The 20191-nt window shown below is 66.6% G+C and carries 19 protein-coding genes; 4 read left to right on the forward strand and 15 right to left on the reverse strand.

The window, feature by feature from the left end; genetic code table 11:
- The first annotated feature begins 62 nt into the window (after nucleotides 1-62).
- Nucleotides 63-485, forward strand: coding sequence for a hypothetical protein (locus ABIC94_RS06715; protein WP_354372259.1), 423 nt, complete (start codon nucleotides 63-65; stop codon nucleotides 483-485).
- A 4-nt stretch (nucleotides 486-489) separates the two neighbouring features.
- On the opposite strand, the gene ABIC94_RS06720 is transcribed toward ABIC94_RS06715, so the two are convergent.
- The 8 genes from ABIC94_RS06720 to ABIC94_RS06755 form a co-directional block, all read right to left on the reverse strand.
- Complete coding sequence (locus ABIC94_RS06720; protein ID WP_354372260.1) at nucleotides 490-1428, reverse strand: VTT domain-containing protein; 939 nt, start codon at nucleotides 1426-1428, stop codon at nucleotides 490-492.
- A 37-nt stretch (nucleotides 1429-1465) separates the two neighbouring features.
- On the reverse strand, nucleotides 1466-2476 hold the full coding sequence (locus ABIC94_RS06725) for an aldo/keto reductase (RefSeq protein WP_354372261.1): 1011 nt from the start codon (nucleotides 2474-2476) through the stop codon (nucleotides 1466-1468).
- 90 nt (nucleotides 2477-2566) lie between these two features.
- Complete coding sequence (locus ABIC94_RS06730) at nucleotides 2567-4111, reverse strand: alkaline phosphatase D family protein (protein WP_354372262.1); 1545 nt, start codon at nucleotides 4109-4111, stop codon at nucleotides 2567-2569.
- Nucleotides 4112-4113: 2 nt separating this feature from the next.
- On the reverse strand, nucleotides 4114-4878 hold the full coding sequence (locus tag ABIC94_RS06735) for a glycerophosphodiester phosphodiesterase family protein (RefSeq protein WP_354372263.1): 765 nt from the start codon (nucleotides 4876-4878) through the stop codon (nucleotides 4114-4116).
- 19 nt (nucleotides 4879-4897) lie between these two features.
- The gene (locus tag ABIC94_RS06740; RefSeq protein ID WP_354372264.1) at nucleotides 4898-5818 is read right to left on the reverse strand and encodes an ABC transporter permease subunit; all 921 of its coding nucleotides are present in this window, start codon (nucleotides 5816-5818) and stop codon (nucleotides 4898-4900) included.
- Between the two features lie 24 nt (nucleotides 5819-5842).
- Nucleotides 5843-6754, reverse strand: coding sequence for an ABC transporter permease subunit (locus ABIC94_RS06745; protein WP_354372265.1), 912 nt, complete (start codon nucleotides 6752-6754; stop codon nucleotides 5843-5845).
- Nucleotides 6755-6788: 34 nt separating this feature from the next.
- Nucleotides 6789-8117: an extracellular solute-binding protein gene (locus ABIC94_RS06750; RefSeq protein ID WP_354372266.1), complete on the reverse strand. Its 1329-nt coding sequence runs from the start codon at nucleotides 8115-8117 to the stop codon at nucleotides 6789-6791.
- A 26-nt stretch (nucleotides 8118-8143) separates the two neighbouring features.
- Nucleotides 8144-9514, reverse strand: a complete 1371-nt coding sequence (locus ABIC94_RS06755; RefSeq protein WP_354372267.1) for an iron-containing alcohol dehydrogenase — start codon at nucleotides 9512-9514, stop codon at nucleotides 8144-8146.
- A 138-nt stretch (nucleotides 9515-9652) separates the two neighbouring features.
- On the opposite strand from ABIC94_RS06755, the gene ABIC94_RS06760 reads away from it, so the two are divergent.
- Complete coding sequence (locus ABIC94_RS06760) at nucleotides 9653-10612, forward strand: sugar-binding transcriptional regulator (protein ID WP_354372268.1); 960 nt, start codon at nucleotides 9653-9655, stop codon at nucleotides 10610-10612.
- Here ABIC94_RS06760 and ABIC94_RS06765 read toward each other — a convergent pair.
- The 6 genes from ABIC94_RS06765 to urtA form a co-directional block, all read right to left on the reverse strand.
- Nucleotides 10588-11850: an MFS transporter gene (locus tag ABIC94_RS06765; RefSeq protein WP_354372269.1), complete on the reverse strand. Its 1263-nt coding sequence runs from the start codon at nucleotides 11848-11850 to the stop codon at nucleotides 10588-10590. The two genes, ABIC94_RS06760 and ABIC94_RS06765, sit on opposite strands and share 25 nt — an antisense overlap.
- 130 nt (nucleotides 11851-11980) lie before the next feature.
- Complete coding sequence (urtE, locus tag ABIC94_RS06770) at nucleotides 11981-12673, reverse strand: urea ABC transporter ATP-binding subunit UrtE (protein WP_337297101.1); 693 nt, start codon at nucleotides 12671-12673, stop codon at nucleotides 11981-11983.
- 12 nt (nucleotides 12674-12685) lie between these two features.
- Entirely contained in the window at nucleotides 12686-13564 is an 879-nt protein-coding gene (urtD, locus tag ABIC94_RS06775) for an urea ABC transporter ATP-binding protein UrtD (RefSeq protein WP_354372270.1), read from the reverse strand.
- Nucleotides 13561-14787: an urea ABC transporter permease subunit UrtC gene (gene urtC, locus ABIC94_RS06780; protein WP_354372271.1), complete on the reverse strand. Its 1227-nt coding sequence runs from the start codon at nucleotides 14785-14787 to the stop codon at nucleotides 13561-13563. The genes urtD and urtC overlap by 4 nt, the downstream gene beginning before the upstream one ends.
- A gap of 55 nt (nucleotides 14788-14842) precedes the next feature.
- The gene (urtB, locus tag ABIC94_RS06785; protein ID WP_354372272.1) at nucleotides 14843-16390 is read right to left on the reverse strand and encodes an urea ABC transporter permease subunit UrtB; all 1548 of its coding nucleotides are present in this window, start codon (nucleotides 16388-16390) and stop codon (nucleotides 14843-14845) included.
- A 185-nt stretch (nucleotides 16391-16575) separates the two neighbouring features.
- The gene (urtA, locus tag ABIC94_RS06790) at nucleotides 16576-17844 is read right to left on the reverse strand and encodes an urea ABC transporter substrate-binding protein (protein WP_055803051.1); all 1269 of its coding nucleotides are present in this window, start codon (nucleotides 17842-17844) and stop codon (nucleotides 16576-16578) included.
- Nucleotides 17845-18076: 232 nt separating this feature from the next.
- Here urtA and ABIC94_RS06795 point away from each other — a divergent pair, with 232 nt between their 5' ends.
- On the forward strand, nucleotides 18077-18703 hold the full coding sequence (locus ABIC94_RS06795; RefSeq protein WP_354372273.1) for a nucleotidyltransferase domain-containing protein: 627 nt from the start codon (nucleotides 18077-18079) through the stop codon (nucleotides 18701-18703).
- The gene (locus ABIC94_RS06800; protein ID WP_354372274.1) at nucleotides 18687-19115 is read left to right on the forward strand and encodes a hypothetical protein; all 429 of its coding nucleotides are present in this window, start codon (nucleotides 18687-18689) and stop codon (nucleotides 19113-19115) included. The genes ABIC94_RS06795 and ABIC94_RS06800 overlap by 17 nt, the downstream gene beginning before the upstream one ends.
- Here ABIC94_RS06800 and ABIC94_RS06805 read toward each other — a convergent pair.
- Nucleotides 19112-20176, reverse strand: coding sequence for an extracellular catalytic domain type 1 short-chain-length polyhydroxyalkanoate depolymerase (locus tag ABIC94_RS06805; RefSeq protein WP_354372275.1), 1065 nt, complete (start codon nucleotides 20174-20176; stop codon nucleotides 19112-19114). The two genes, ABIC94_RS06800 and ABIC94_RS06805, sit on opposite strands and share 4 nt — an antisense overlap.
- Nucleotides 20177-20191 lie beyond the last annotated feature (15 nt).

The raw sequence follows: 20191 nt of genomic DNA on the forward strand, positions 1-20191 counted from the left end.
CCGGGGCGAGGCCCCGAACCTTAAGATCGCGAAGGCACAGGGACGCACACCGGAGATCATTCATGCAGATGGGCAGCGCTGCCGTACTGGCCTTTCTCGTCTGGGCAGGTATGGGCACAGCCATGGCCGAAGCACCGTTCACGGGGGTGTTCAGCGGAACGGGGCGTGCCTGTTCGGGCGGGCTCTACGTGCGAACAAAGACCATCGAATGGAATTCGAGCTTCAGCATTTGCAAACCTGCCCGCTACCGCGTTCTGGAGAAAGACCTTGCCAGGGATCACGGCCGCATTGCCTTTCGCCTCGAGGCACGCAACCGCCAGTGCCGCTACGAGGTGATCGAGGCGGAGCAGATCAGCACCTATGGCTGGAGCGTTCAGGGCTACCAGTCGCTGGAGGCCTACCGGAAGCGCGCCCTGCCCGGCTGGCGCCATTCGCCGCTCGATGAGCGATTGGTCCTGTCCTGCCCGATGACGCGGCTGGGCTGACTGATCAGTGCAGGCTGGTGGGGCGGCCCGAGGCCACCCAGGCGTCGAGCCCGCCGGTGAGCGGCAGGGCCCGCCGCGCACCGCGGGCCAGCAGCACGCGCGCGGCCTGGGCCGCCGACACCTCGTTGGGGCAGTTGCAGTAAAGAACCACGTCGCGCCCACCGACGAGCGGCAGTTCCGCATGGCGCTGCTGCAGCGCCTTGAGCGTGTACGACAGCGCACCGGGAATGCGGCGCGGGTCGACCTGCACGCCCGCCTCGCCGCGCACGTCGATCACCAGCGGCGGCACTTCGCCCGCCAGCAGTTCGTGCAGTTCCTCCACCGTGATGCGCGGCATGCCGGTGAGCCGCATGAACGCGCGGCGGCGCCAGTAGCGCACCGCCAGCATCACGGCCAGCACCACCGCCAGCGCCAGGGTCGCGATGCCGCCGGCCTGCGCGAGCATGGCCAGCACCTCCTGGATCTGGTCGCGAAAAGCCCAGCCGAGCCCGAGGAAAACGCCGGTCCAGAGGAGCGCGGCGCCAATGTCGAAGCCGATGAAGCGCCATACCGACATGCCCAGCGCGCCGGCCATCGGCGGCGCCACCACCGAGACCCCCGGCACGAACTTGGCGGCCACCAGCGAGAGGCCGCCCCACCGGCCGATGAGCGATTCGCCGCGGCGCACGCATGAGTCGGGCGACAGCGAGATGCGGCACAACAGGCGCATGAAGCGGTAGCCGAAGCGGCGCCCGGCATAGAACCAGGCGCCGTCGCCGAGCAGGTTGGCCACCACCGCTGCCAGCACCACGCCCACCACCGAAACGTTGCCGGCTGCCAGCAGCGCGCCCGACACCACCAGCACCGCGGCCGCGGGCACCGGCAAGCCCAGGCGCGCGGCAAAGCTCGCCGCGAAGACGATCGCGATCGCGTTCTGCACCAGCAGCGACATCAGCTGTGCCATGGCGGCAGCGCGAGCTTGGGGTTCACTACTTCGGGGCCTAGCGGGGCGCGTCGCCCTTGCGGTATTCGGCCGTGAGCTCGTCGAGCTTCTGCTTCAGGGCCGGGTCCAGCTTGTATTCGGCAGCGGCCAACGTGGCGTCGAGCTGTTCGGGCCGGCTGGCGCCGAGCAGCGGCGCGGTGATGAGCGGATTGGCCATCACCCACGCCACCGCCAGCGTGGCCAGCGGCACGCCGGCTTCGTCGGCAAGCTTGTGCAGCTGCGTCACGGTGTTGAAGCTGCGCTCGTTCCAGTAGCGGTCTTGGTACATGCCGCCGGCGGTGCCCAGCGTGAAGCGCGTGTTTTCCTCGGGCGTGGCGCCGGGCTTGTATTTGCCGGTGAGCAGGCCGCCGGCCAGCGGGTTGTAGGGAATCACGCCCAGGCCCTCTTCGTCCGCGAGCGGCAGCAGCTCGCGTTCGATTTCGCGGAACAGCAGGCTGTAGCGCGGCTGCACCGAAACATAGCGCGTGAGCTTGTGCAGTTCGGCCTTGCCGAGAGCGCGGGCCAGCCGGTAGGCCAGGAAGTTGGACACGCCGATGTAGCGCGCGCGGCCCGATTTGACGATGACGTCGAGCGCCTCCAGGCTTTCTTCGAGGGGCGTTGCGCGGTCGTCGCTGTGCAGCTGGTACAGGTCGACGTGGTCGGTCTGCAGCCGCTTGAGCGAGGCGTCGATGGCGTCGAGCAGGTGCTTGCGCGAGGCGCCCTGGTCCCAGCTGTTGGGGCCGACCTTGCCGACCGCCTTGGTCGCCACAACGAAGCGGCGGCGGCCCGTGGGGCCCTGCTTCTGCAGCCAGCGGCCGATGATTTCTTCGGTGCGGCCGGTGGTCTCGACAGTGCCGCCGAGCGGGTACACGTCGGCCGTGTCCAGAAAGTTGATGCCGCCCTCGGCGGCCTTGTCGAGAATGCGGTGCGACACGGCCTCGTCGGTCTGCAGGCCGAAGGTCATGGTGCCGAGCGCCAGGCGCGACACGGTCAGGCCCGTGCGGCCGAGACGGGTGGTGGGAATGCTCATGGTGATCTCGATCCGAAGAGATGAGAGAGGTGAGGAAGGGCGGCGGTCATCATAGACACGGCCGCGCAATCCTGCAGGCACCGGCTATTTTCAGGTGGTTTCGAGATGCACGCCGGGCGCGCCGCGGGCCACCGAGAATCGGGCCATGGGCGCCACGGCGGAGCCGGCATTCTTCTCGTCGTCCACGGCGCGGAACTCGACCGTGCAGCCGTGCGCATCGAGCGCCATGTGCGCATAGCCGCGCTTGTCGCCCCTGCCGTAGCGCAGGTGGTCGTTCTTCGCGAGCAGGTTGGCCACGTTGGCGGGGCTGGGCCCTTCGGATGTGATGGCGCCGCCGACGAATTCGGTTGCCACCGCGGGGCCTTGCGGCTCGCGGCGCAGGTCGGCGGCCCAGAAGGCGTGCACGTCGCCGCTGATGACCAGTGCATCGCCGCCGCGCGCCTTGTGGGCGGCCAGGCCGTCGAGCAGGCGGGCGCGGGAAGCGGCGTAGCCGTCCCAGCCGTCCATCCAGTAACCGTGCTCGGGGCCGCGCTTGCGGTCGGCTTCGGCCAGCAGCGTGGGTTGTGCAATGACTGTCCATCGCGCGGGCGGCGCGGCGAGCTCGCGTGCCAGCCATGCTTCCTGCGCCGCGCCGAGAAAGCTGCGCTCGGGTGCGAGGCGGTCGGCACAGTCGGCCAGTGGCGAGGCACTGCGGCCCGCAAGGCAGGCGTGGTGCGAGCGGTACTGCCGCCCATCGAGCAGGAACACGTCGAGCATGCGGCCGAAGCGATGGCGGCCGTAGATGGTGGCCGCGGCCCCGGTCGGCCGCATGCTGGCGGGCACGGGCATGTGCTCGTACCAGGCCTGGTAGGCCGCGGCGCGGATGGCCAGGAACTGCGCGGGGTCGATGGTGCGCGGCGAGACGTCGTCGGTGTAGTCGTTGGCCACCTCGTGGTCGTCCCAGGTCACTAGCCAGGGGCACGCGGCATGCGCGGCCTGCAGGTGCGGGTCGGTCTTGTAGAGCGCGTAGCGGTCGCGAAACTCGCCGAGCTGCGTGGGAATGCCGCCCTGGTGATGGCGCACATGGCGCGAGCCCCAGGAGCTTTCGTAGATGTAGTCGCCCAGGTGCACGACGAAGTCGAAAGGCTGCGCGGCCATGTCGCGAAACGCCGCGTAGTAGCCCTGCTCGTATTGCTGGCAGGAAGCGAAGGCAAAGCGCAGCGGCTGCGGCGCGGCATCGGCTTCGGCCGGCGCGGTGCGGGTGCGGCCTGCGGGGCTTCGTTCACCCTCGGCCGTAAAGCGGTACCAATACGGCCGGCCGGGCGCGAGGCCCCGCACCTCGGCGTGCACCGAATGCGCGAGCGCCGCCACGGCGGTGGCCTTGCCATCCGCGGCAATGCGTGCAAAGCCCTCGTCGTGCGCTACTTCCCAGCGCACATCGACCGGTGCCTCGCCCATGCCGCCGCCCTGCAGCGGCTCGGGTGCCAGCCGGGTCCACAGCACCACGCCGTCGGGCCTGGGGCTTCCCGATGCCACGCCCAGCGTGAAGAGTTCACGCGAGGCCTGCTGCGCGTTCAGCCCCAGGAAGGGGTGGCCCAGCGATGCCGCCGCCACGCCGCTGAGCAGCAGGCGCCGGCGCGAGACAGGTTGGGCCATGCTCATCCGCGCGCGGCCAGGGCCAGGTCGGGTCGGTCGGTGGTGATCTGGCGCACGGGCATGGTGAGCCATTGTGCAATTTCGTCGGGCTCGTTGACGACCCAGGCGCCCAGGCGCTCGCCGCCCAGTGCAGCCAGGCACTGCGGCCATGTGGCGGCCAGCAACTTCTTCTCGACCGCGACGATGCAGCCCGGCAACGCGGTATAGCGGGCGAGCGCGCGGCCGATGCCACCGAGCATCTCGGCCGAGCGGTGGTCGAGCGAAGCCAGCACCCGCCCGCGCGGCCAGTGGGCGAGCACCTGCGCCAGTACCTCGGGCACGAAGCAGGTCAGGATGCTGCGCTCGGCCACGCCCGCATCGTGCAGCGCCTGCACCGTGCGCGCGATGGCACCGGGCGGCAGCTCGCCCGCGGCATCGGTCTTGATTTCGACGTGCAGCTCCATGCGGGTGGGGGCGAAGAGCTTCAGTACTTCGGCGAGCGAGGGCACGCATTCGCCGACTTCTTCCTCGGGCTGTTCTCCCTGCGCACCTTGGCCCTTGCGCAGGCGCGTGGCCAGCACCTCGGCGGCGTCGTGGTCTCGCACCGGGCCCGTGCCTTCGGTGGTGCGGTCGAGCAGCGGATCGTGAATGACCACGGCCTTGCCGTCGCGCGTTTCCTGCACATCGAATTCGACCGCATCGGCACCCAGCGCGATGAGGCGGCGAAAACCGCTCATGCTGTTCTCGGGCCAGAGATTCCGCGCGCCGCGGTGTCCCACGATGATCATTGCTGCAATGTCCTTTGCTTCATTTGCTGCTGTCCACCAGCCCCTTGACGAACGAGCGCTGCAGCAGCACCACCACGACGATGGGCGGCAGCATGGTGAGGAGCGCGGCGCTCATGGCCACGTTCCAGGCCGGCTGCGTATCGGCGCGCGGTATCAAGTGCTTGAGGCCGATCACCGCGGTGGCCATGTCCTTGTCGGTGGTGAAAAGCAGCGGCCAGAGATACTGGTTCCATCCGTACAGGAAAAGAATGATGGCCAGCGCCGCAATGTTGGAACGCGACAGCGGCAGCAACACGGTCCAGAAAAAGTGCATCGGCGAGGCGCCGTCGATTCGCGCCGCTTCGCACAATTCGTCCGGCACCGTGAGAAAGAACTGGCGGAACAGAAAGGTGGCGGAGGCCGAGGCAATCAGCGGCAAGATCAGCCCCGGATAGGTATCGACCATGTTCCACTGAAGCTGGATGTCGACGGTGTGCCCGGTAACGGCGTTCCACACCGAGGAAAGGTTCAGTGCCTCCACCACCCATTGCAGCGGCAGCGCCGCATTGGCCACCGATTCGTAGGTGGGCGAAATGCGCACCTCGATCGGCAGCATCAGCGACACGAAGATGAGCCAGAACGCCGTCATGCGAAAGCGGAAGCGGAAGTACGTGATGGCAAACGCCGACAGCAGCGACACCGCGATCTTTCCCGCGGTAATGCCCAGCGCCACGATGAAGGAATTGAAGAACAACCGGCCGAAGTTGGCCTGCGTCCACGCGGTGCGCAGGTTCTGCACGAACTGGTCGCCGGGCAGCCAGGGCAGCGGCACCTGCTGCACCTCGGCAATGGTGAGCGAGCCCGCCACAAAGGCCAGGTAGAGCGGCACGCAGACAAAGGCCACACCCACCAGAAGAATGGCGTGGCAGACGCCATCGAGAACGGGGGCGCGCTCAACCATGCGGTGAATCCTTTGGCTTGTGCGTCATACGTCGTAGCTCACGCGCCGCTCCACGTAGCGGAACTGCAGCAACGTCATCAGCAGCGCGAAGATCATCAGGATGACCGACTGCGCTGCCGACGAGCCGAGGTCGAGGTTGATGAACCCATCGACATACACCTTGAAGACCAGCACGTTGGTCGCGCCCGCAGGCCCGCCCTGCGTGACCGCATCGACGATGGCAAAGATCTCGAAAAAACCGTAGACGAAGTTCATCACGGCCAGGAAGAACATCGTGGGCATGAGCAGCGGCAGCCCGATGGTGAAGAAGCGCCGCAGCGGCCCTGCGCCATCGACCGCCGCCGCCTCGAGCAACGATGAAGGCACAGCCAGCAGGCCGGCGAGCAGAAAGATGTAGTCGTAGCACACGTGCTTCCACGAGGCGGCCAGGATGACCAGGATCATCGCGTCCGAGCCCACGCGGTTCGGGTCCCATGCGAAGCCGAGCGCATGCAGCACCTGGGCGAGCGGCCCCACCGCCGGGTTGAAAAGGAAGGCCCACAGAATGCCGGCGATGACCGGCGCTATCGCATAGGGCAGCAGGATGATCGCCTTGTAGATGCCGCGCCCGCGAATCACCCGGTCGCTCGCAAAGGCCAACACCAGCGCCACCGCAATGGTCAGCAGGTTCTGCAGGATGGTGAACACCACCGTGACCTGGACCGACTCGTGGTACGTGGCGCTTTGCAGCAGCTGCGCAAAGTTGTCGAAGCCTACAAAGTGCACCGTGTTGCCGAACGGATCGGACAGGAAAAAAGCCTGCCCGAGCGCACGGAACGACGGAATGAAAAAGAAGAACAGCAAGATCGCAAGCTGCGGCAACAGCAGCAGCACGGGCAGCCGCACGTCCTTGAAGTGCGCGCGCTTCAGGCCCGCTTCGATTGCTGCTGCCGCCATGGATGCTGCTGCCCGCTTCCGGTTTCGGGCCGGCTCAGTAGCGGCCCTTGTTGAGCTTCTCGTACTGCCGAAGGATCTCGTTGCCGCGCTTGACGGCATCGTCCATGGCCACTTGCGGCGTCTTCTTGCCGGCGACCACGTTCTCGAACTCGTCGCGTTGCGCCATCATGCTTTGCGTGAAGTTGCCGAAATGAAAGCCGGTGGAGTTGACCGTGGGCGTGCCGCGCGTGAGCTGCAGGATCGCAATCTCGCGCGTCGGGTGCTCCTTGTAGTAGCCCTCGGACTTGGCCAGCTCGTAGGCCTTGTTGGTCAGCGGCACGTAGCCCGTGGCCTTGACCCACCAGAACTGCGTCTCGGGCTTGGCAATGTAGTCGAGGAAGGCGGCCACGGCGTCGTATTCGGCCGGCTTCTGGCCCTTCATCACCCACAGCGAGGCACCGCCGATGGTGCTGTTCTTCGGCTGCTTGCCCTCTTCCCACGGCAGGTAGGTGGCGCTCCAGTCGATCTTGGATTCGCGCGCGATGCCGCTGTGCGCGGCGGTCGAGGCAAAGTAGGTGGAGCACTTGCCCGAGGTAAAGAGCTGCTCGGGGCTCAGGCCCTGGCCGGCAATCTGCATCACGCCGTCGTCGATCCATTTCTTGATGCGCCCGACCTGCGAGACGACCGAGGTCTTGTTGTAGACGAACTCGGTGTCCAGCCCCTGGTAGCCGTTGGCCTTGGTGGCATAGGGCAGGTCGTTGATGGCGCTGTAGTTCTCGAGCAGGCTCCAGTGGTAGTCGCCCGCGAGCACCGAGCCGCAGGCCGAGATGCCCTTCTGCTTGATGGCGTAGAGCTGCTTCTCCAGCTCCTGCCAGGTTTCGGCGGGCTTGGCGAAACCGGCCTTTTCGAAGTGCGCCTTGTTGTACCAGAGGATGGGCGAAGACGAATTGAAGGGCATGGTCATCAGCTTGCCCTTGTAGCTGTAGAAGCCGGCCACGGGCTTCACGAAATCGGCCCAGTCGACTTTGTAGCCGCGTTGGTCGAGCAGGTCCTGCACGGGCATGGTGGCATCCGACAGCAGCATGGTCATGAAGCCGCGCTCGTAGATCTGCACGAGCTGCGGTGCGCGCTTGGCGCGGTAGGCGGCAATGGTGCCGTTGATGACCTCGTCGTAGTTGCCCTTGTAGACCGCGTTGACGACGTACTTGTTCTGCGAGCTGTTGAAGTTCTTCACCAGCTCGTCGACGCGTTCGCCAAGTGCGCCGCCCATGGCGTGCCACCACTGGATTTGTACCGGCTGCGCGGCGGCGGGGGTGCCGCTGGCGAGCCAGAGCGCGGAAGAAAGGGCCAGCATGGCCAGGGTGCTGCGTCGTTGGGTGTTCATCGCGTTCTCCTGTGGGGTTGTCGATGTCAGTGCTTCGGTGTGTGTCTGGCGGCCCAGAAGCCGCCGGGGGCGAAGAGGTCCGCAACTGCCCGGTCGAGCCAGCCCAGGTCGTCGAGCAGGTCGAGCAGCGTGTAGCGGCGCCGGATGAGGCGCGCCCGGCGGTGGTCGGCGGCGAATTTCGCGGCGTCGATGCCAAGCTCGCCCGGGTGGCTGGCACCGCCGACGATGCCCAGGCGCTGTTGCATGTCGCGCGCGCCGATGAGCTGGCGCTTCAGTTGCACGCGCAGGGCCGGCCATGCGCGCAGCAGTTGCTCGAGGCGCGCGCGCCGGCTGCCGAGTGCGCGCTTGGCGTTCATCTCGTCGCGGGCGGCTGCGCGGAATTCTTCGTTGCCGAAGGCGGCCTCGATCTCGCGCGACAGCGCGGCATCGTCGTGGCCGTCCTGCGCCTGCGATGCGGCCGCTGCCATCGCCGCATCGGGCTGCGCCATGAGCCATTCGTACATGGCCAGCATCGCCACGCAACCGATGCCCACGCAGGCGCCGTGCGCCGCGGGTTCGCCATCGACCTGCAGGTTCTCCATTTCCCACAGGTGGGAGAACTGGTGGTCGCTGCCGCTGGCGGGGCGCGAGTTGCTGTGGGCTTGCATGGCGAAGCCGCTGACCAGCAGGCCGGACAGGAGATCGCCCAGCGCCTTGGGCTCGTGCGTGGCCAGGCGGTCGGGGGCGCCGAGCCAGTCGCGCAAATGGTTCTGCACCATGTCGTAGGGCCGCTGCGCGAGCGCCTCGACGCCCAGCGCATCGGCCAGCAGCCAGTCGGCACCGGCCACGGTCTTGCCGGCCAGGTCGCCGTAGCCCCAGGCCGTCATGCGCGGGGGCGCCGCGCCGAGCACCTCGAGATCGGCCAGCACGGCCACGGGCGGCGGGCAGGCCAGCGTGCGCTTGAAGCCGCGCGCGTCCAGCAGGGCCGCCCCCGAGGCGGCGTAGCCGTCCATCGACGCGGCGGTGGCAAGGCAGACGTACGGCTTGTCCGCGAGCAAGGCCGCGTACTTCACCAGGTCGTTGACAACGCCGGAGCCCACGGCCACCGGCGTGAGGCCGTGCGCGTCGAGCTTGCGCGCAATGGTGGCCGCAGCCGCCACGCGCGGCTTGAGCCGGGGCCGCGCCGGCAGTATCAGCGCAGGCGCAACGTCGATGCCGCGCGCTTCGAGCAGCGCCTGCGCAGCGGCGCCCGCGATGTCCCAGGTGGTTTCGTCGGCCACAAGCATCCAGCGCGCGCCGGGCACGACACGCGGCAGGAGGTCGGGCAGCGCGCGCGCCGCGGCGCGCGAGACGACGACCTCTTTCGTGACCGCGGCATCGCGCAATGCAGACTGCAACGGGGATGTGTGTTCGCTCATGTCTCCTGGGTATTCGAGCGCCGTTTTTCTGGCGATGAACAAGTGTATATTTTGAAATTCATTTGTTTCAAGCCCGTGACTACCCGGAGTCCGGCGGCCACCCGGGGCAGAATCCAGGCACAACAACGGAGCATTCGGATGGCTGAGGAAGATCAGGTGGCGGTACGCGTGGCCTGGCTCTACTACATGGAGGGCCTGACGCAAGACGGCATCGCGACGAAGCTCGGCCTCACACGGCTGCGCGTGAACCGCCTGCTGGGCGAGGCGCGCGAGAGCGGCCTGGTCAGCATCAAGATCAACTCGCGCTACGAGAGCTGCCTGCGGCTGGAAGAAGAACTGCGCAGCGTTTGCGGCCTGCGCGAGGCGGTGATCATTCCCACGCCGGAAAGCCCCGAGCTCATTCCCGTGCTGCTGGGACGCACGGCCGGTGAATATCTTTCGAAGCACATCGAGACGAACCGCGTGCGCGGCGTGGGCGTGGGCTGGGGCGCCACCTTGCGCGAGGCCATACGCCACGTGGCGCCCGGGCAGTGGCCCGAGGTGCACGTGAACTCGATGATGGGGGGCCTGACGCGTGGCCTGGAGATCAACACCTTCGAAACGGCCAGCGCATTGGCCGCCCGCCTGGGCGCGCAGTGCAGCTACCTGGCGGCACCCCTGTATGCGGGCAGCGCCAAGTCGCGCGACACCATCGTCTCGCAGGACGTTTTCAAGGAAGCCTTCGGCCAGATTGCAGCCAACGACGTGGCGCTGCTGAGCGTGGGCGACCTGAGCACGCGGTCACTGCTGGTGCGCTACGGGCTGCCCAAGGATGTGCCGGTGACCGGGCTGCGGCAGGCCAAGGCGGTGGGCGACATCATCGGCCAGTTCCTCGACCGCCACGGCAAGCCGGTGAAGCATGCGCTGAACCAGCGCGTGGTGGCGCCTTCGCTGGAAGAACTCGCGCGCATTCCGACGGTGATCGTCGCGTCGGGTGGCGAGAACAAGGCGCCGATCATTGCGGCGGTGTTGCAGGCCAGGCTGCTGTCGGTGCTGATTTGCGACGAGCAGACGGCGCGCGCGGCGCTGAAGCTCTACGAGGCGCTGGGCGCGCGCTGAACGGCGCCGGGGCGGGCGCTGGCGCGCGCGCTCATCACCGCCCAGCCGAAGATGCCCATGCCCGCCAGCGCGAGCAAGGCGCCGACCCAGCCTGTGGACGTCCAGCCCAGGCCCGCGGCAATGGCCACGCCGCCGAGCCACGCGCCGAGCGCGTTGGCCATGTTGAAGGCCGAGTGGTTGAGCGCGGCAGCGAGCGTTTGCGCATCGCCGGCCACGTCCATCAGGCGGATCTGCAGGGCCGGGCCGATGGCGACGGTGGTGCCGATGAGGAACACGTTGAACGCTGCGGTGAACACGTTGTGCGCCGCGAAAGTGAACATCGCGAGCACCAGCGCCGCATAGACCAGCAGGCCGCCGATGGTGCGCATGAGCGACTTGTCGGCCAGGCGCGAGCCGACGAGGTTGCCCGTGACCATGCCCAGGCCGAACAGCGCGAGCACGAAAGGCACGCCGCCCAGCGGCAGGCCGGCCACTTCGATGAGCGTGGGCTTGATGTAGCTGAACACCGAGAACATGCCGCCGAAGCCGATGGCGCCGATGCCGAGCGTGAACCACACCTGCTTGCGCTTGAGCGCGCCGAGCTCGCGCCAGGGGCTGGCGCCGGCAGGCGCCGCAAGGTCAGGGATGTCGCGGCGCAGCAGCGCCACGGCAATGAGCGCGATGACGCCGACGAACACGAAGGCCGCGCGCCAGCCGAAGAGTTGGCCGAGCCAGGCGGCGATGGGCACGCCGACGAGCGTGGCGCCGGTGAGCCCCAGCATGACCAGGCCCACGGCCCGCGCGCGGCGGCCGGGTGGCGCGAGCGTGGCCGCCACGAGTGCGGCAACGCCGAAGTAGGTGCCGTGCGGGAGGCCGGTGGCAAAGCGCAGCAGGTTGAGCGACGTGTAGCCCGGCGCCATGGCGCTGGCGAAGTTGCCTGCGGCGAACACGGCCATGAGCGCGATCAGCAAAGCGCGGCGGCCCCAACCGGCGGCGAGCACCGCGAGCACGGGTGCGCCGATGACCACGCCGAGCGCATAGGCACTGATGACGTGGCCGGCCTGGGGAATGGTGACGTCGATGTCGCGCGCCACCTCGGGCAGCAGGCCCATGATCACGAACTCGCCCGTGCCGATGGCGAAGCCGCCCACGCCCAGCGCGAGCACGGCCCGCAGAAAATTCACGGGCTGTGCGGAAGGGGAAGAAACAACGGAGATGTCGGTGTCCGCGCTGTCCAGCGCGGGTGGGGAGGCGTTCAAAGCCAGGCTCCTGGGAGGGCGCCCGGCGGCGACGGGCTGAGACCCGATTTTAGGGTAAACCCTGAATTTCTGCCGATACGGCGATGCCGTGGGGCCGATACCGCCATGCCGGCGGGTCGCCGGCCGGCTGTCAGATCGCCACGAGCTGGCGCACGCCCTGCGCTTCCATGTCCTTGCCGAGGCCGCGGGCAATGACCTCGCCGCGTTCCATCACGAGGTAGTCGTCCGCCAGCTCCTGGGCAAAGTCGTAGTACTGCTCGCACAGCACGATGGCCATGTCGCCGCGGTCGGCCAGCATGCGGATGACGCGGCCAATGTCCTTGATGATGCTGGGCTGGATGCCTTCGGTGGGCTCGTCGAGGATCAGCAGCTTGGGCTTGGGTGCGAGCGCACGCGCAATGGCGAGCTGCTGTTGCTGGCCGCCGGAGAGGTCACCGCCGCGGCGGTTGATCATCTGCTTGAGCACGGGGAACAGCTCGAACAGTTCCGACGGAATGGGCGTGCTGCCGCTCTTGTAGGCGAGGCCCATGCGCAGGTTCTCTTCCACCGTGAGCCTGGCGAAGATCTCCCGGCCTTGCGGGACGAAGCCGATGCCGGCCCTTGCTCTTTCGTAGGGCGTGGCCTTGTGGATGGGCTTGCCTTCGAGTTCGATGCTGCCGCTCTTGATGGGGACCAGGCCCATCAACGACTTCAGCAGCGTTGTCTTGCCCACGCCGTTGCGGCCCAGCAGCACGGTGACCTTGCCGAGCGTGGCCTCGAAGCTCACGTCGCGCAGGATGTGGGAGCCGCCGTAGTACTGGTGGATGTTCTTGACTGTCAGCATGAAATCGATTCCTCAGCGGCCGAGATAAACCTCGATCACGCGTTCGTCGGACTGCACTTCGTCCAACGTGCCTTGAGCGAGCACCGATCCATCGCACAGCACCGTCACGATCTCGGAAATCGTGCGGATGAAGCTCATGTCGTGTTCCACCACCATCAGCGAGTGCTTGCCCTTGAGCGTGAGGAACAGCTCGGCGGTGCGGGCCGTTTCTTCGTCCGTCATGCCGGCCACGGGCTCGTCGAGCAAAAGCAGCTTCGGGTCCTGCATCAGCAGCATGCCGATTTCGAGCCACTGCTTCTGGCCGTGGCTCAGGTTGCCGGCCAGGCGCGAAACACTGTCGGCCAGGTGGATGGTCTCCAGCACTTCGGCCAGCCGGTCGCTCTGCGCCGAGTCGAGCCTGAACAGCATCGACGCGCGAACGCCCTTGTTGGTCTTGAGCGCGAGCTCGAGGTTCTCGAACACGGTGAGATGCTCGAACACCGTCGGCTTCTGGAACTTGCGGCCGATGCCCAGCTGGGCAATGTCGGCCTCGCGGTGGCGCAGCAGGTCGATGGTGCTGCCGAAGAACACGGTGCCCGAGTCGGGCCGCGTCTTGCCGGTGATGATGTCCATCATCGTCGTCTTGCCCGCGCCGTTGGGGCCGATGATGCAGCGCAGCTCGCCCGGCGCAATGTCGAGCGAGAGCTTGTTGATGGCCTTGAATCCGTCGAAGCTCACGCTCACGTCTTCGAGGTACAGGATGCGGCCGTGCGTCACGTCGACCTCGCCCGGCGTGGCAATGCGGCCGAAACCGGCGGAACGGCCGCCCGACTCGGTGCTGCCGCTCACGTGGTGCATGCCCTTGGCGCGGGCGGCGCGCTCGGCGCCGGCTTCCATCAGGTCGGGCGTCATGCGCGCGCTCCCTTCACTTCGGCGGCCAGCGGTGCGTGCAGCGCTTCCGGCTCCATGCCCTGCGCGGCGGCCATGGCGCGCTGCGCTTCCTCGCGGCCGGCACTCGGTGCAGCGGGTGCCGCCTTCTCGCGCGACAGCCATTTCTTCACCAGGCCCACGATGCCGTTCGGCAGGAACAGCGTGACAGCAATGAACAACGCACCCAGGAAGTAAAGCCAATATTCCGGATACGCCACGGTGAGCCAGCTCTTCGCACCGTTGACAATGAAGGCACCGATGATCGGCCCGATGAGCGTCGCGCGTCCACCCACCGCGGCCCAGATCGCGATCTCGATGGAGTTGGCCGCGCTCATTTCGCCGGGGTTGATGATGCCGACCTGCGGCACATACAGCGCGCCGGCCACGCCGCACATGATGGCGGAAATGACCCAGATGGTGAGCTTGTAAGGCAGCGGGTTGTAGCCCGAGAACATCACGCGCGTTTCCGCGTCGCGAATGGCCTGCAGCACGCGGCCGAACTTGCTGCCGATGAGCCATCTCGCAAACAGGAAGAAGCCGAGCAGCGTCAAGCCCGTGAGCGCGAAGAGCGTCATGCGCATTTCCTGCGTGGCAACCGGAATGCCGAGGATGCGCTTGAAGTCGGTAAAGCCGTTGTTGCCACCGAAGCCCGTCTCGTTGCGAAAGAACAGCAGCATCGCCGCGAAGGTCATCGCCTGCGTGATGATCGAGAAGTACACGCCCTTGATGCGCGAGCGGAAGGCGAAGAAGCCGAACACGAAGGCGATAAGGCCCGGCACCGCGACGATGAGGATCAGCGTGGCAATGAAGCTGTCGCTGAAGGTCCAGTGCCAGGGCAGCGTCTTCCAGTCGAGAAACACCATGAAGTCCGGCAGGTCGCTCTTGTAGTTGCCGTCGCGGCCGATCTGGCGCATGAGGTACATGCCCATCATGTAGCCGCCCAGCGCAAAGAAGAGGCCGTGGCCCAGCGAGAGAATGCCGGTGTAGCCCCAGATCAGGTCCATGGCCAGCGCACAGATGGCGTAGCACATGATCTTGCCGACCAGTGCCACGGCGTAGTCGCTCATGTGCAGCGGGCTGCCGGCCGGCACCACCATGTTGAGCACCGGTGCCACAGCGCACACCACGATCAGCGTGACGAAGAAGGCTGTCCAGCCCTTGCCGCTCAACAGCGGCCCTTTGGTTGGAAGTACGACCTTGCTCATTCGAAATTCTCCGCGCTGCGCGCTACGTTATTCGCCTTGGGAGCGGCCCGGCGGCTCATGCTTCTGCGCTCCGGCCCTTCATGGCGAAGATGCCCTGAGGTCTCTTTTGAATGAAGATGATGATGAAGACAAGCACCGCGATCTTCGCGAGCACCGCGCCCGCCCAGCCTTCGATGAACTTGTTGAGAATGCCGAGCCCCATGGCGGCATACACCGTGCCCGCGAGCTGGCCCACGCCGCCCATCACGACCACCATGAAGCTGTCGACGATGTAGCTCTGACCGAGGTCGGGGCCGACGTTGCCGATCTGGCTCAGTGCACAGCCCGCGAGGCCGGCAATGCCGGAGCCGAGCGCGAAAGCGTACGTGTCGATGCGTGCCGTGTTCACGCCCATGCACGAGGCGATCGGGCGGTTCTGAGTGACGCCGCGCACGAAGAGGCCCAGGCGCGTGCGGCCGATGAGCCAGCCCATCGCGAGCAGTACCAACACCGCGAAAATGATGATGCAGATGCGGTTCCACGGCAGCGTCACGTTGCTGAGCATGGTGAAGCCGCCGCTCATCCAGCCCGGGTTTTCCACACCGACGTTCTGCGCGCCGAACAGCGAACGCACGAGCTGCTGCAGCATCAGGCTGATGCCCCAGGTGGCGAGCAGCGTTTCAAGTGGGCGGCCGTAAAGAAAGCGGATCACGCCGCGTTCGAGCACCGCGCCCACGAGCGCCGATGCAAGGAACGCCACCGGAATGGCCGCCACCAGGTACCAGCCGAAAGCCGCCTCGGGCATGTAGCGCTGGAAGATACCCTGCATCACGTAGGTGGCGTAGGCGCCGATCATCATCAGCTCGCCGTGCGCCATGTTGATGACGCCCATCAGGCCGTAGGTAATGGCCAGGCCCAGCGCGGCGAGCAGCAGCACCGAGCCCAGGCTGATGCCGCTGAACACCGCGTTGATGCGGTCGCCCCACACCAGCGAGCCGTCGATGCTGGCAATGGAAGCGACGATGGCGGCCTTGACGTCCGCTTCGGTCTCGTCGGCGAGCCGCTGGTTGAGCAGCAGCTTGGTGTCGGGGCTGCTGTTGGCGCCAAGCTCCTTGGCCGCGGCCAGGCGCTTGGCCTTGTCGGCGCTGGTGAGCATGCTGGCGGCGCGCACCAGCTGGAGCTGTGCCTTGATGCCGGGGTTGGTCTCGGCGGCCAGCGCCTTCTCGACCATGGGCACGCGGGATTCGTCGGGCTCCTTGAAGAGCGCCTGCGCGGCTTCGGCGCGCACCGCGTCGTCCTTGCTGGTGAGCTTGAGCGCGGCCTGCGCGGCATCGAGCGCGCCGCGCATCAGGTTGTTGTTGACCACGTCCTCTGCCGTGTCGGGCACCTTCAGTTCGGCGCCGGTCACGGGGTCGTAGCCTTTGTCGTCCTTCATCACGAAGACCTTGTCTTCGGTGTACTTGACCGCGTCTTCCGACATGGCCTGGATGAAGGCGGTGGTTTTTTCGTCGGCCGTGAGTACGGCCTTGTTGAGGGCGGTGATGCGCGATTCGGATTCGCCCGAGGCAATGGCCTTGGCTTCGTCGGCAGTCAGCGCGTGGACGGCCGATGCCATGAGGAGCATGGCGGCGAGTGCGCAGTGAAGGGTTCGTCGAAGCATCGTGAATGTGGAAGTTGGGATGGGCTCCCTCCCCTTCCGGGGGAGGGTTGGGGTGGGGGCACGCAGCGCCAACGCAGGCGCAGTGACCGAATCGACCGCCGCTTGCCCCCACCCCTGCCCTCCCCCAGCGGGGGAGGGAGAAACGCGCTTTACAGCGACTTGCCAGCCGGCTGATCCGGCTTCTTGTCGTTGCCTTCGATGTACGGGCTCCAAGGCTTGGCCTTCACCGGGCCCGGCGTCTTCCACACCACGCTGAACTGGCCGTCGGCCTTGATCTCGCCGATGAACACGCTCTTGTGCAGGTGATGGTTCTTCTCGTCCATCTTCGAGACGATGCCCGAAGGAGCAGTGAAAGTCTGGCCGGCCATCGCAGCGATCACCTTGTCGGTGTCCGTGCTCTTGGCCTTCTCGACGGCCTGCTTCCACATGTGGATACCGATCCAGGTGGCTTCCATCGGGTCGTTGGTGAGCGGCTTGTCCTTGTGGCCGGCGATGTTCTTGGCCTTGGCGTAGTCGCCCCACTGCTTGATGAACGCCGTGTTGGTCGGGTTCTTGATGCTCATGAAGTAGTTCCATGCAGCGAGGTGGCCGACCAGCGGCTTGGTGTCCACGCCGCGCAGTTCTTCCTCGCCCACCGAGAAGGCAACCACGGGCACGTCCTTGGCCTTCAGGCCGGCGTTGCCGAGTTCCTTGTAGAACGGCACGTTCGAGTCGCCGTTGATGGTCGACACCACGGCCGTCTTGCCGCCGGCCGAGAACTTCTTGATGTCGGCGACGATGGTCTGGTAGTCGCTGTGGCCGAACGGCGTGTACTTCTCGTCGATGTCGGTGTCCTTCACGCCCTTGCTCTTCAGGTAGGCGCGCAGGATCTTGTTGGTGGTGCGGGGGTACACGTAGTCGGTGCCCAGCAGCACCCAGCGCTTGGCGCCGCCGCCTTCCTTGCTCATCAGGTAGTCGACGGCCGGAATGGCTTGCTGGTTGGGCGCTGCGCCCGTGTAGAACACATTCTTGGAGAGCTCTTCACCCTCGTACTGCACGGGGTAGAACAGCAGGCCGTTCATTTCCTCGACCACCGGCAGCACCGACTTGCGCGACACCGAGGTCCAGCAGCCGAAGATCACCGAAACCTTGTCCTGGCCGAGCAGCTGCTTGGTCTTTTCGGCGAACAGCGGCCAGTTGGAGGCCGGGTCGACCACCACGGGCTCGAGCTGCTTGCCCAGCACGCCGCCCTTCTTGTTGATGTCTTCAATGGCCATCAGCACCGTGTCTTTCAACACGGTTTCCGAAATGGCCATCGTGCCCGACAGCGAGTGCAGCACGCCGACCTTGATGGTGTCGGCGGCGAATGCGGGCGCAGCGGAGATGCTGGCCAGGGCGACGGCGGCGGTGAGCGCCTTGAGGGTGAAACGACGTTGCATGTGGACTCCTGCTCCGGGGTGGTTGAAACCTTGTCGCCGGGCTCGCCGGACGATGGAGGGGAGTCTGCGGATTCGACCACCCGCGAGAAATACGCCGGGTGGCGTACACGGAGGTACTCAGGGCGGCCAGTCGAGCGTGTCGCCAGCCGGTGTGCTCTTTCTCGCGAGAGCATCGCTCTACACAGCCGGGCGAATTTCGAAAAAACCCATTTTGGGCTTTAAAATGCCCAAAATGGGCATGCCATCGTCACAAGTAAAACAGACCGCAAGGCCCGCCAGCCTGGCGGACGCCCTGTTCACGACCACACAGCAGCGCGTGCTCGGCTATCTCTTCGGCCAGCCGGACCGGAGCTTCTTTTCCACCGAGTTGATCAAGCTGACCGGCGCGGGCTCCGGCGCCGTGCAACGCGAACTCAAGCAGTTGGCCGACAGTGGCCTGCTCGTCACATCGCGTGTCGGCAACCAGAAGCACTATCAGGCCAATGCCGCGGCGCCGATCTTCGACGAATTGAGCAGCATCGTTCGCAAGACCTTCGGGCTCGCAGGTCCGCTGCGCGAAGCACTGGAACCGCTGGCCGAAAAAATTGAAGCCGCGTTCGTGTTCGGCTCGGTGGCCAAGAAGAGCGACACGGCCGCGAGCGACATCGACCTGCTGCTGATCAGTGAAGAACTTGCGTATTCGGACCTGTTTCTCGCGCTGGACGCCGTGTCGGCACGTCTTGGCCGTACAGTGAACCCAACCATCTACACAAGAAAAGAACTGATGCGAAAGCACAAAGACGGGGAATCGTTCGTAAAGCGCGTCATGGAACAACCCAAGCTCTGGGTCATCGGCGACGCGCATGCCCTCCCCGCTTGAAAACCTGTGCGGCCCGGCCAAGCCGCTCGCCGCAGAACCCCCGGATGCCCGCGAATTCGCGGGCCTGCTGCGTTCCGGCCTTGCACGCCTGGCGGATGCCCAGGTGATGCAGCTCTCCGTCGAGGGCCGATTCGACCTCGCCTACAACGCAGCGCATGCCATGCGCCTCGCAGCGCTGCGTTGGCATGGCTACCGGCCGAGCAACCGCTTCATCGTCTTTCAGGTGTTGCCCCATACATTGGAATTGGGACCGCAGGTGTGGCGGGTATTGGCCAAAGCCCATGAGATACGAAGCCTCGGAGAGTACGAAGGCGACATGAATGTGGACGAGCGCATCGTTCGCGATCTGATTGCTGCATGCCAGCACGTGGCCTCGAAGCTTGCTGAACTGCCGCCGCCCAAGCCGGACTAGGTGCTCGCGGCTGAAATCAAACTCGGGGCCTCGCGCTTGAACTGCGCCACCGCAAAGGCCCAGACCATGCGCGTGGCGTCCGGCCCAGCCGGGTCGCTGAAAAGCAGGCTGGCCTTGCCGCCGCTCCACGCGTGCCCCAGGCCCGCGATTTCGCACAGCGTGACCAGCGAGCGGCCTTTGCGCCGGAACTCGGTCACGCGCATCGGGTGGCGCTTGCCGCGCTGGAGCGTGCGCGAGAGCCCCGGTTTTGCGCCCACCGCCGTGGCCCATACAGCCGCACTGTTGACGGCGTTGCTCGGTGCCACCACGGCGTCGGCATCGCCATGGAGCACCAGCATCGGCGGCAACGTCGCGAAAACGGCGGCCGCGCCCATCGCCTTGCCCACCGCGGTGGAGGGCATGGGCGGCGTGTGCTGTCCGCGCATCGCGCCCAGGGCGGTGGCCGAGGATTTCGCGGCGCCCGGCGCCACGCCCGAATGCATGACCACGGCGCGAAAGCGCAATGGGTAGCGCGTTGCCAGCAGGGCCGCCATGCTGGCCCCGGCCGAGAGTCCGGCCAGCGCAATGCGCTCGCGGTCCACCGGGTACAGCACGCAAGCCTGGTCGATGGCCGCCATCAGCGTGGCGGCCTCGGCGTCGGCCTTGCCTGAACGCCGCTCGTACCAGTTCCAGCAGCCTTGCGGATGGGCCAGCCTGTCCTGCTCCAGGTAAAGCACCAGGAAGCGCTGCCTCACCGCCAGCACGTTCATGCGCGTGCTGGCCGCGAAGTCGCGCCCCGTCTGGCCGCAGCCGTGCAGCATGACCATGAGCGGCAGCTTTTCACCGGGCTTCAGCTTCAGGTCGGCCGGTCGAAACAGGTGATAGCCCCGGGCACCGCCGGGGCCCAGCGCCATGCCGCTGAGCCAGTCGCCCCTGCCCGGCGGCGGCTTGAGCCGTTCGGCGGTCGCGCGCTGCACCTGCCCCGTGACGCGCTTGCTGTTGCCGAGGGTGAGCTTGGTGAGCGCCTTCAGGTTGCGCTCATAGGCGCGGGCGAAGAGAGAAGCAGTGGAACGACGGGCCATGGGCGCAGTGTGAGG

Origin of the sequence: Variovorax paradoxus (genome assembly GCF_040544635.1) — a bacterium.
In the GTDB taxonomy this organism is placed as follows: Bacteria; Pseudomonadota; Gammaproteobacteria; order Burkholderiales; family Burkholderiaceae_C; genus Variovorax; species Variovorax paradoxus_R.

What these genes read in the sequence shown, in the direction of transcription:
- ABIC94_RS06715 (WP_354372259.1), top strand. Translation starts at nt 63, where the DNA reads ATGCAGATGGGCAGCGCTGCCGTACTGGCCTTTCTCGTCTGGGCAGGT.
- ABIC94_RS06720 (WP_354372260.1), bottom strand. Translation starts at nt 1,428, where the DNA reads ATGGCACAGCTGATGTCGCTGCTGGTGCAGAACGCGATCGCGATCGTC.
- ABIC94_RS06725 (WP_354372261.1), bottom strand. Translation starts at nt 2,476, where the DNA reads ATGAGCATTCCCACCACCCGTCTCGGCCGCACGGGCCTGACCGTGTCG.
- ABIC94_RS06730 (WP_354372262.1), bottom strand. Translation starts at nt 4,111, where the DNA reads ATGGCCCAACCTGTCTCGCGCCGGCGCCTGCTGCTCAGCGGCGTGGCG.
- ABIC94_RS06735 (WP_354372263.1), bottom strand. Translation starts at nt 4,878, where the DNA reads ATGATCATCGTGGGACACCGCGGCGCGCGGAATCTCTGGCCCGAGAAC.
- ABIC94_RS06740 (WP_354372264.1), bottom strand. Translation starts at nt 5,818, where the DNA reads ATGGTTGAGCGCGCCCCCGTTCTCGATGGCGTCTGCCACGCCATTCTT.
- ABIC94_RS06745 (WP_354372265.1), bottom strand. Translation starts at nt 6,754, where the DNA reads ATGGCGGCAGCAGCAATCGAAGCGGGCCTGAAGCGCGCGCACTTCAAG.
- ABIC94_RS06750 (WP_354372266.1), bottom strand. Translation starts at nt 8,117, where the DNA reads ATGAACACCCAACGACGCAGCACCCTGGCCATGCTGGCCCTTTCTTCC.
- ABIC94_RS06755 (WP_354372267.1), bottom strand. Translation starts at nt 9,514, where the DNA reads ATGAGCGAACACACATCCCCGTTGCAGTCTGCATTGCGCGATGCCGCG.
- ABIC94_RS06760 (WP_354372268.1), top strand. Translation starts at nt 9,653, where the DNA reads ATGGCTGAGGAAGATCAGGTGGCGGTACGCGTGGCCTGGCTCTACTAC.
- urtE (WP_337297101.1), bottom strand. Translation starts at nt 12,673, where the DNA reads ATGCTGACAGTCAAGAACATCCACCAGTACTACGGCGGCTCCCACATC.
- urtD (WP_354372270.1), bottom strand. Translation starts at nt 13,564, where the DNA reads ATGACGCCCGACCTGATGGAAGCCGGCGCCGAGCGCGCCGCCCGCGCC.
- urtC (WP_354372271.1), bottom strand. Translation starts at nt 14,787, where the DNA reads ATGAGCAAGGTCGTACTTCCAACCAAAGGGCCGCTGTTGAGCGGCAAG.
- urtB (WP_354372272.1), bottom strand. Translation starts at nt 16,390, where the DNA reads ATGCTCCTCATGGCATCGGCCGTCCACGCGCTGACTGCCGACGAAGCC.
- urtA (WP_055803051.1), bottom strand. Translation starts at nt 17,844, where the DNA reads ATGCAACGTCGTTTCACCCTCAAGGCGCTCACCGCCGCCGTCGCCCTG.
- ABIC94_RS06795 (WP_354372273.1), top strand. Translation starts at nt 18,077, where the DNA reads ATGGGCATGCCATCGTCACAAGTAAAACAGACCGCAAGGCCCGCCAGC.
- ABIC94_RS06800 (WP_354372274.1), top strand. Translation starts at nt 18,687, where the DNA reads ATGCCCTCCCCGCTTGAAAACCTGTGCGGCCCGGCCAAGCCGCTCGCC.
- ABIC94_RS06805 (WP_354372275.1), bottom strand. Translation starts at nt 20,176, where the DNA reads ATGGCCCGTCGTTCCACTGCTTCTCTCTTCGCCCGCGCCTATGAGCGC.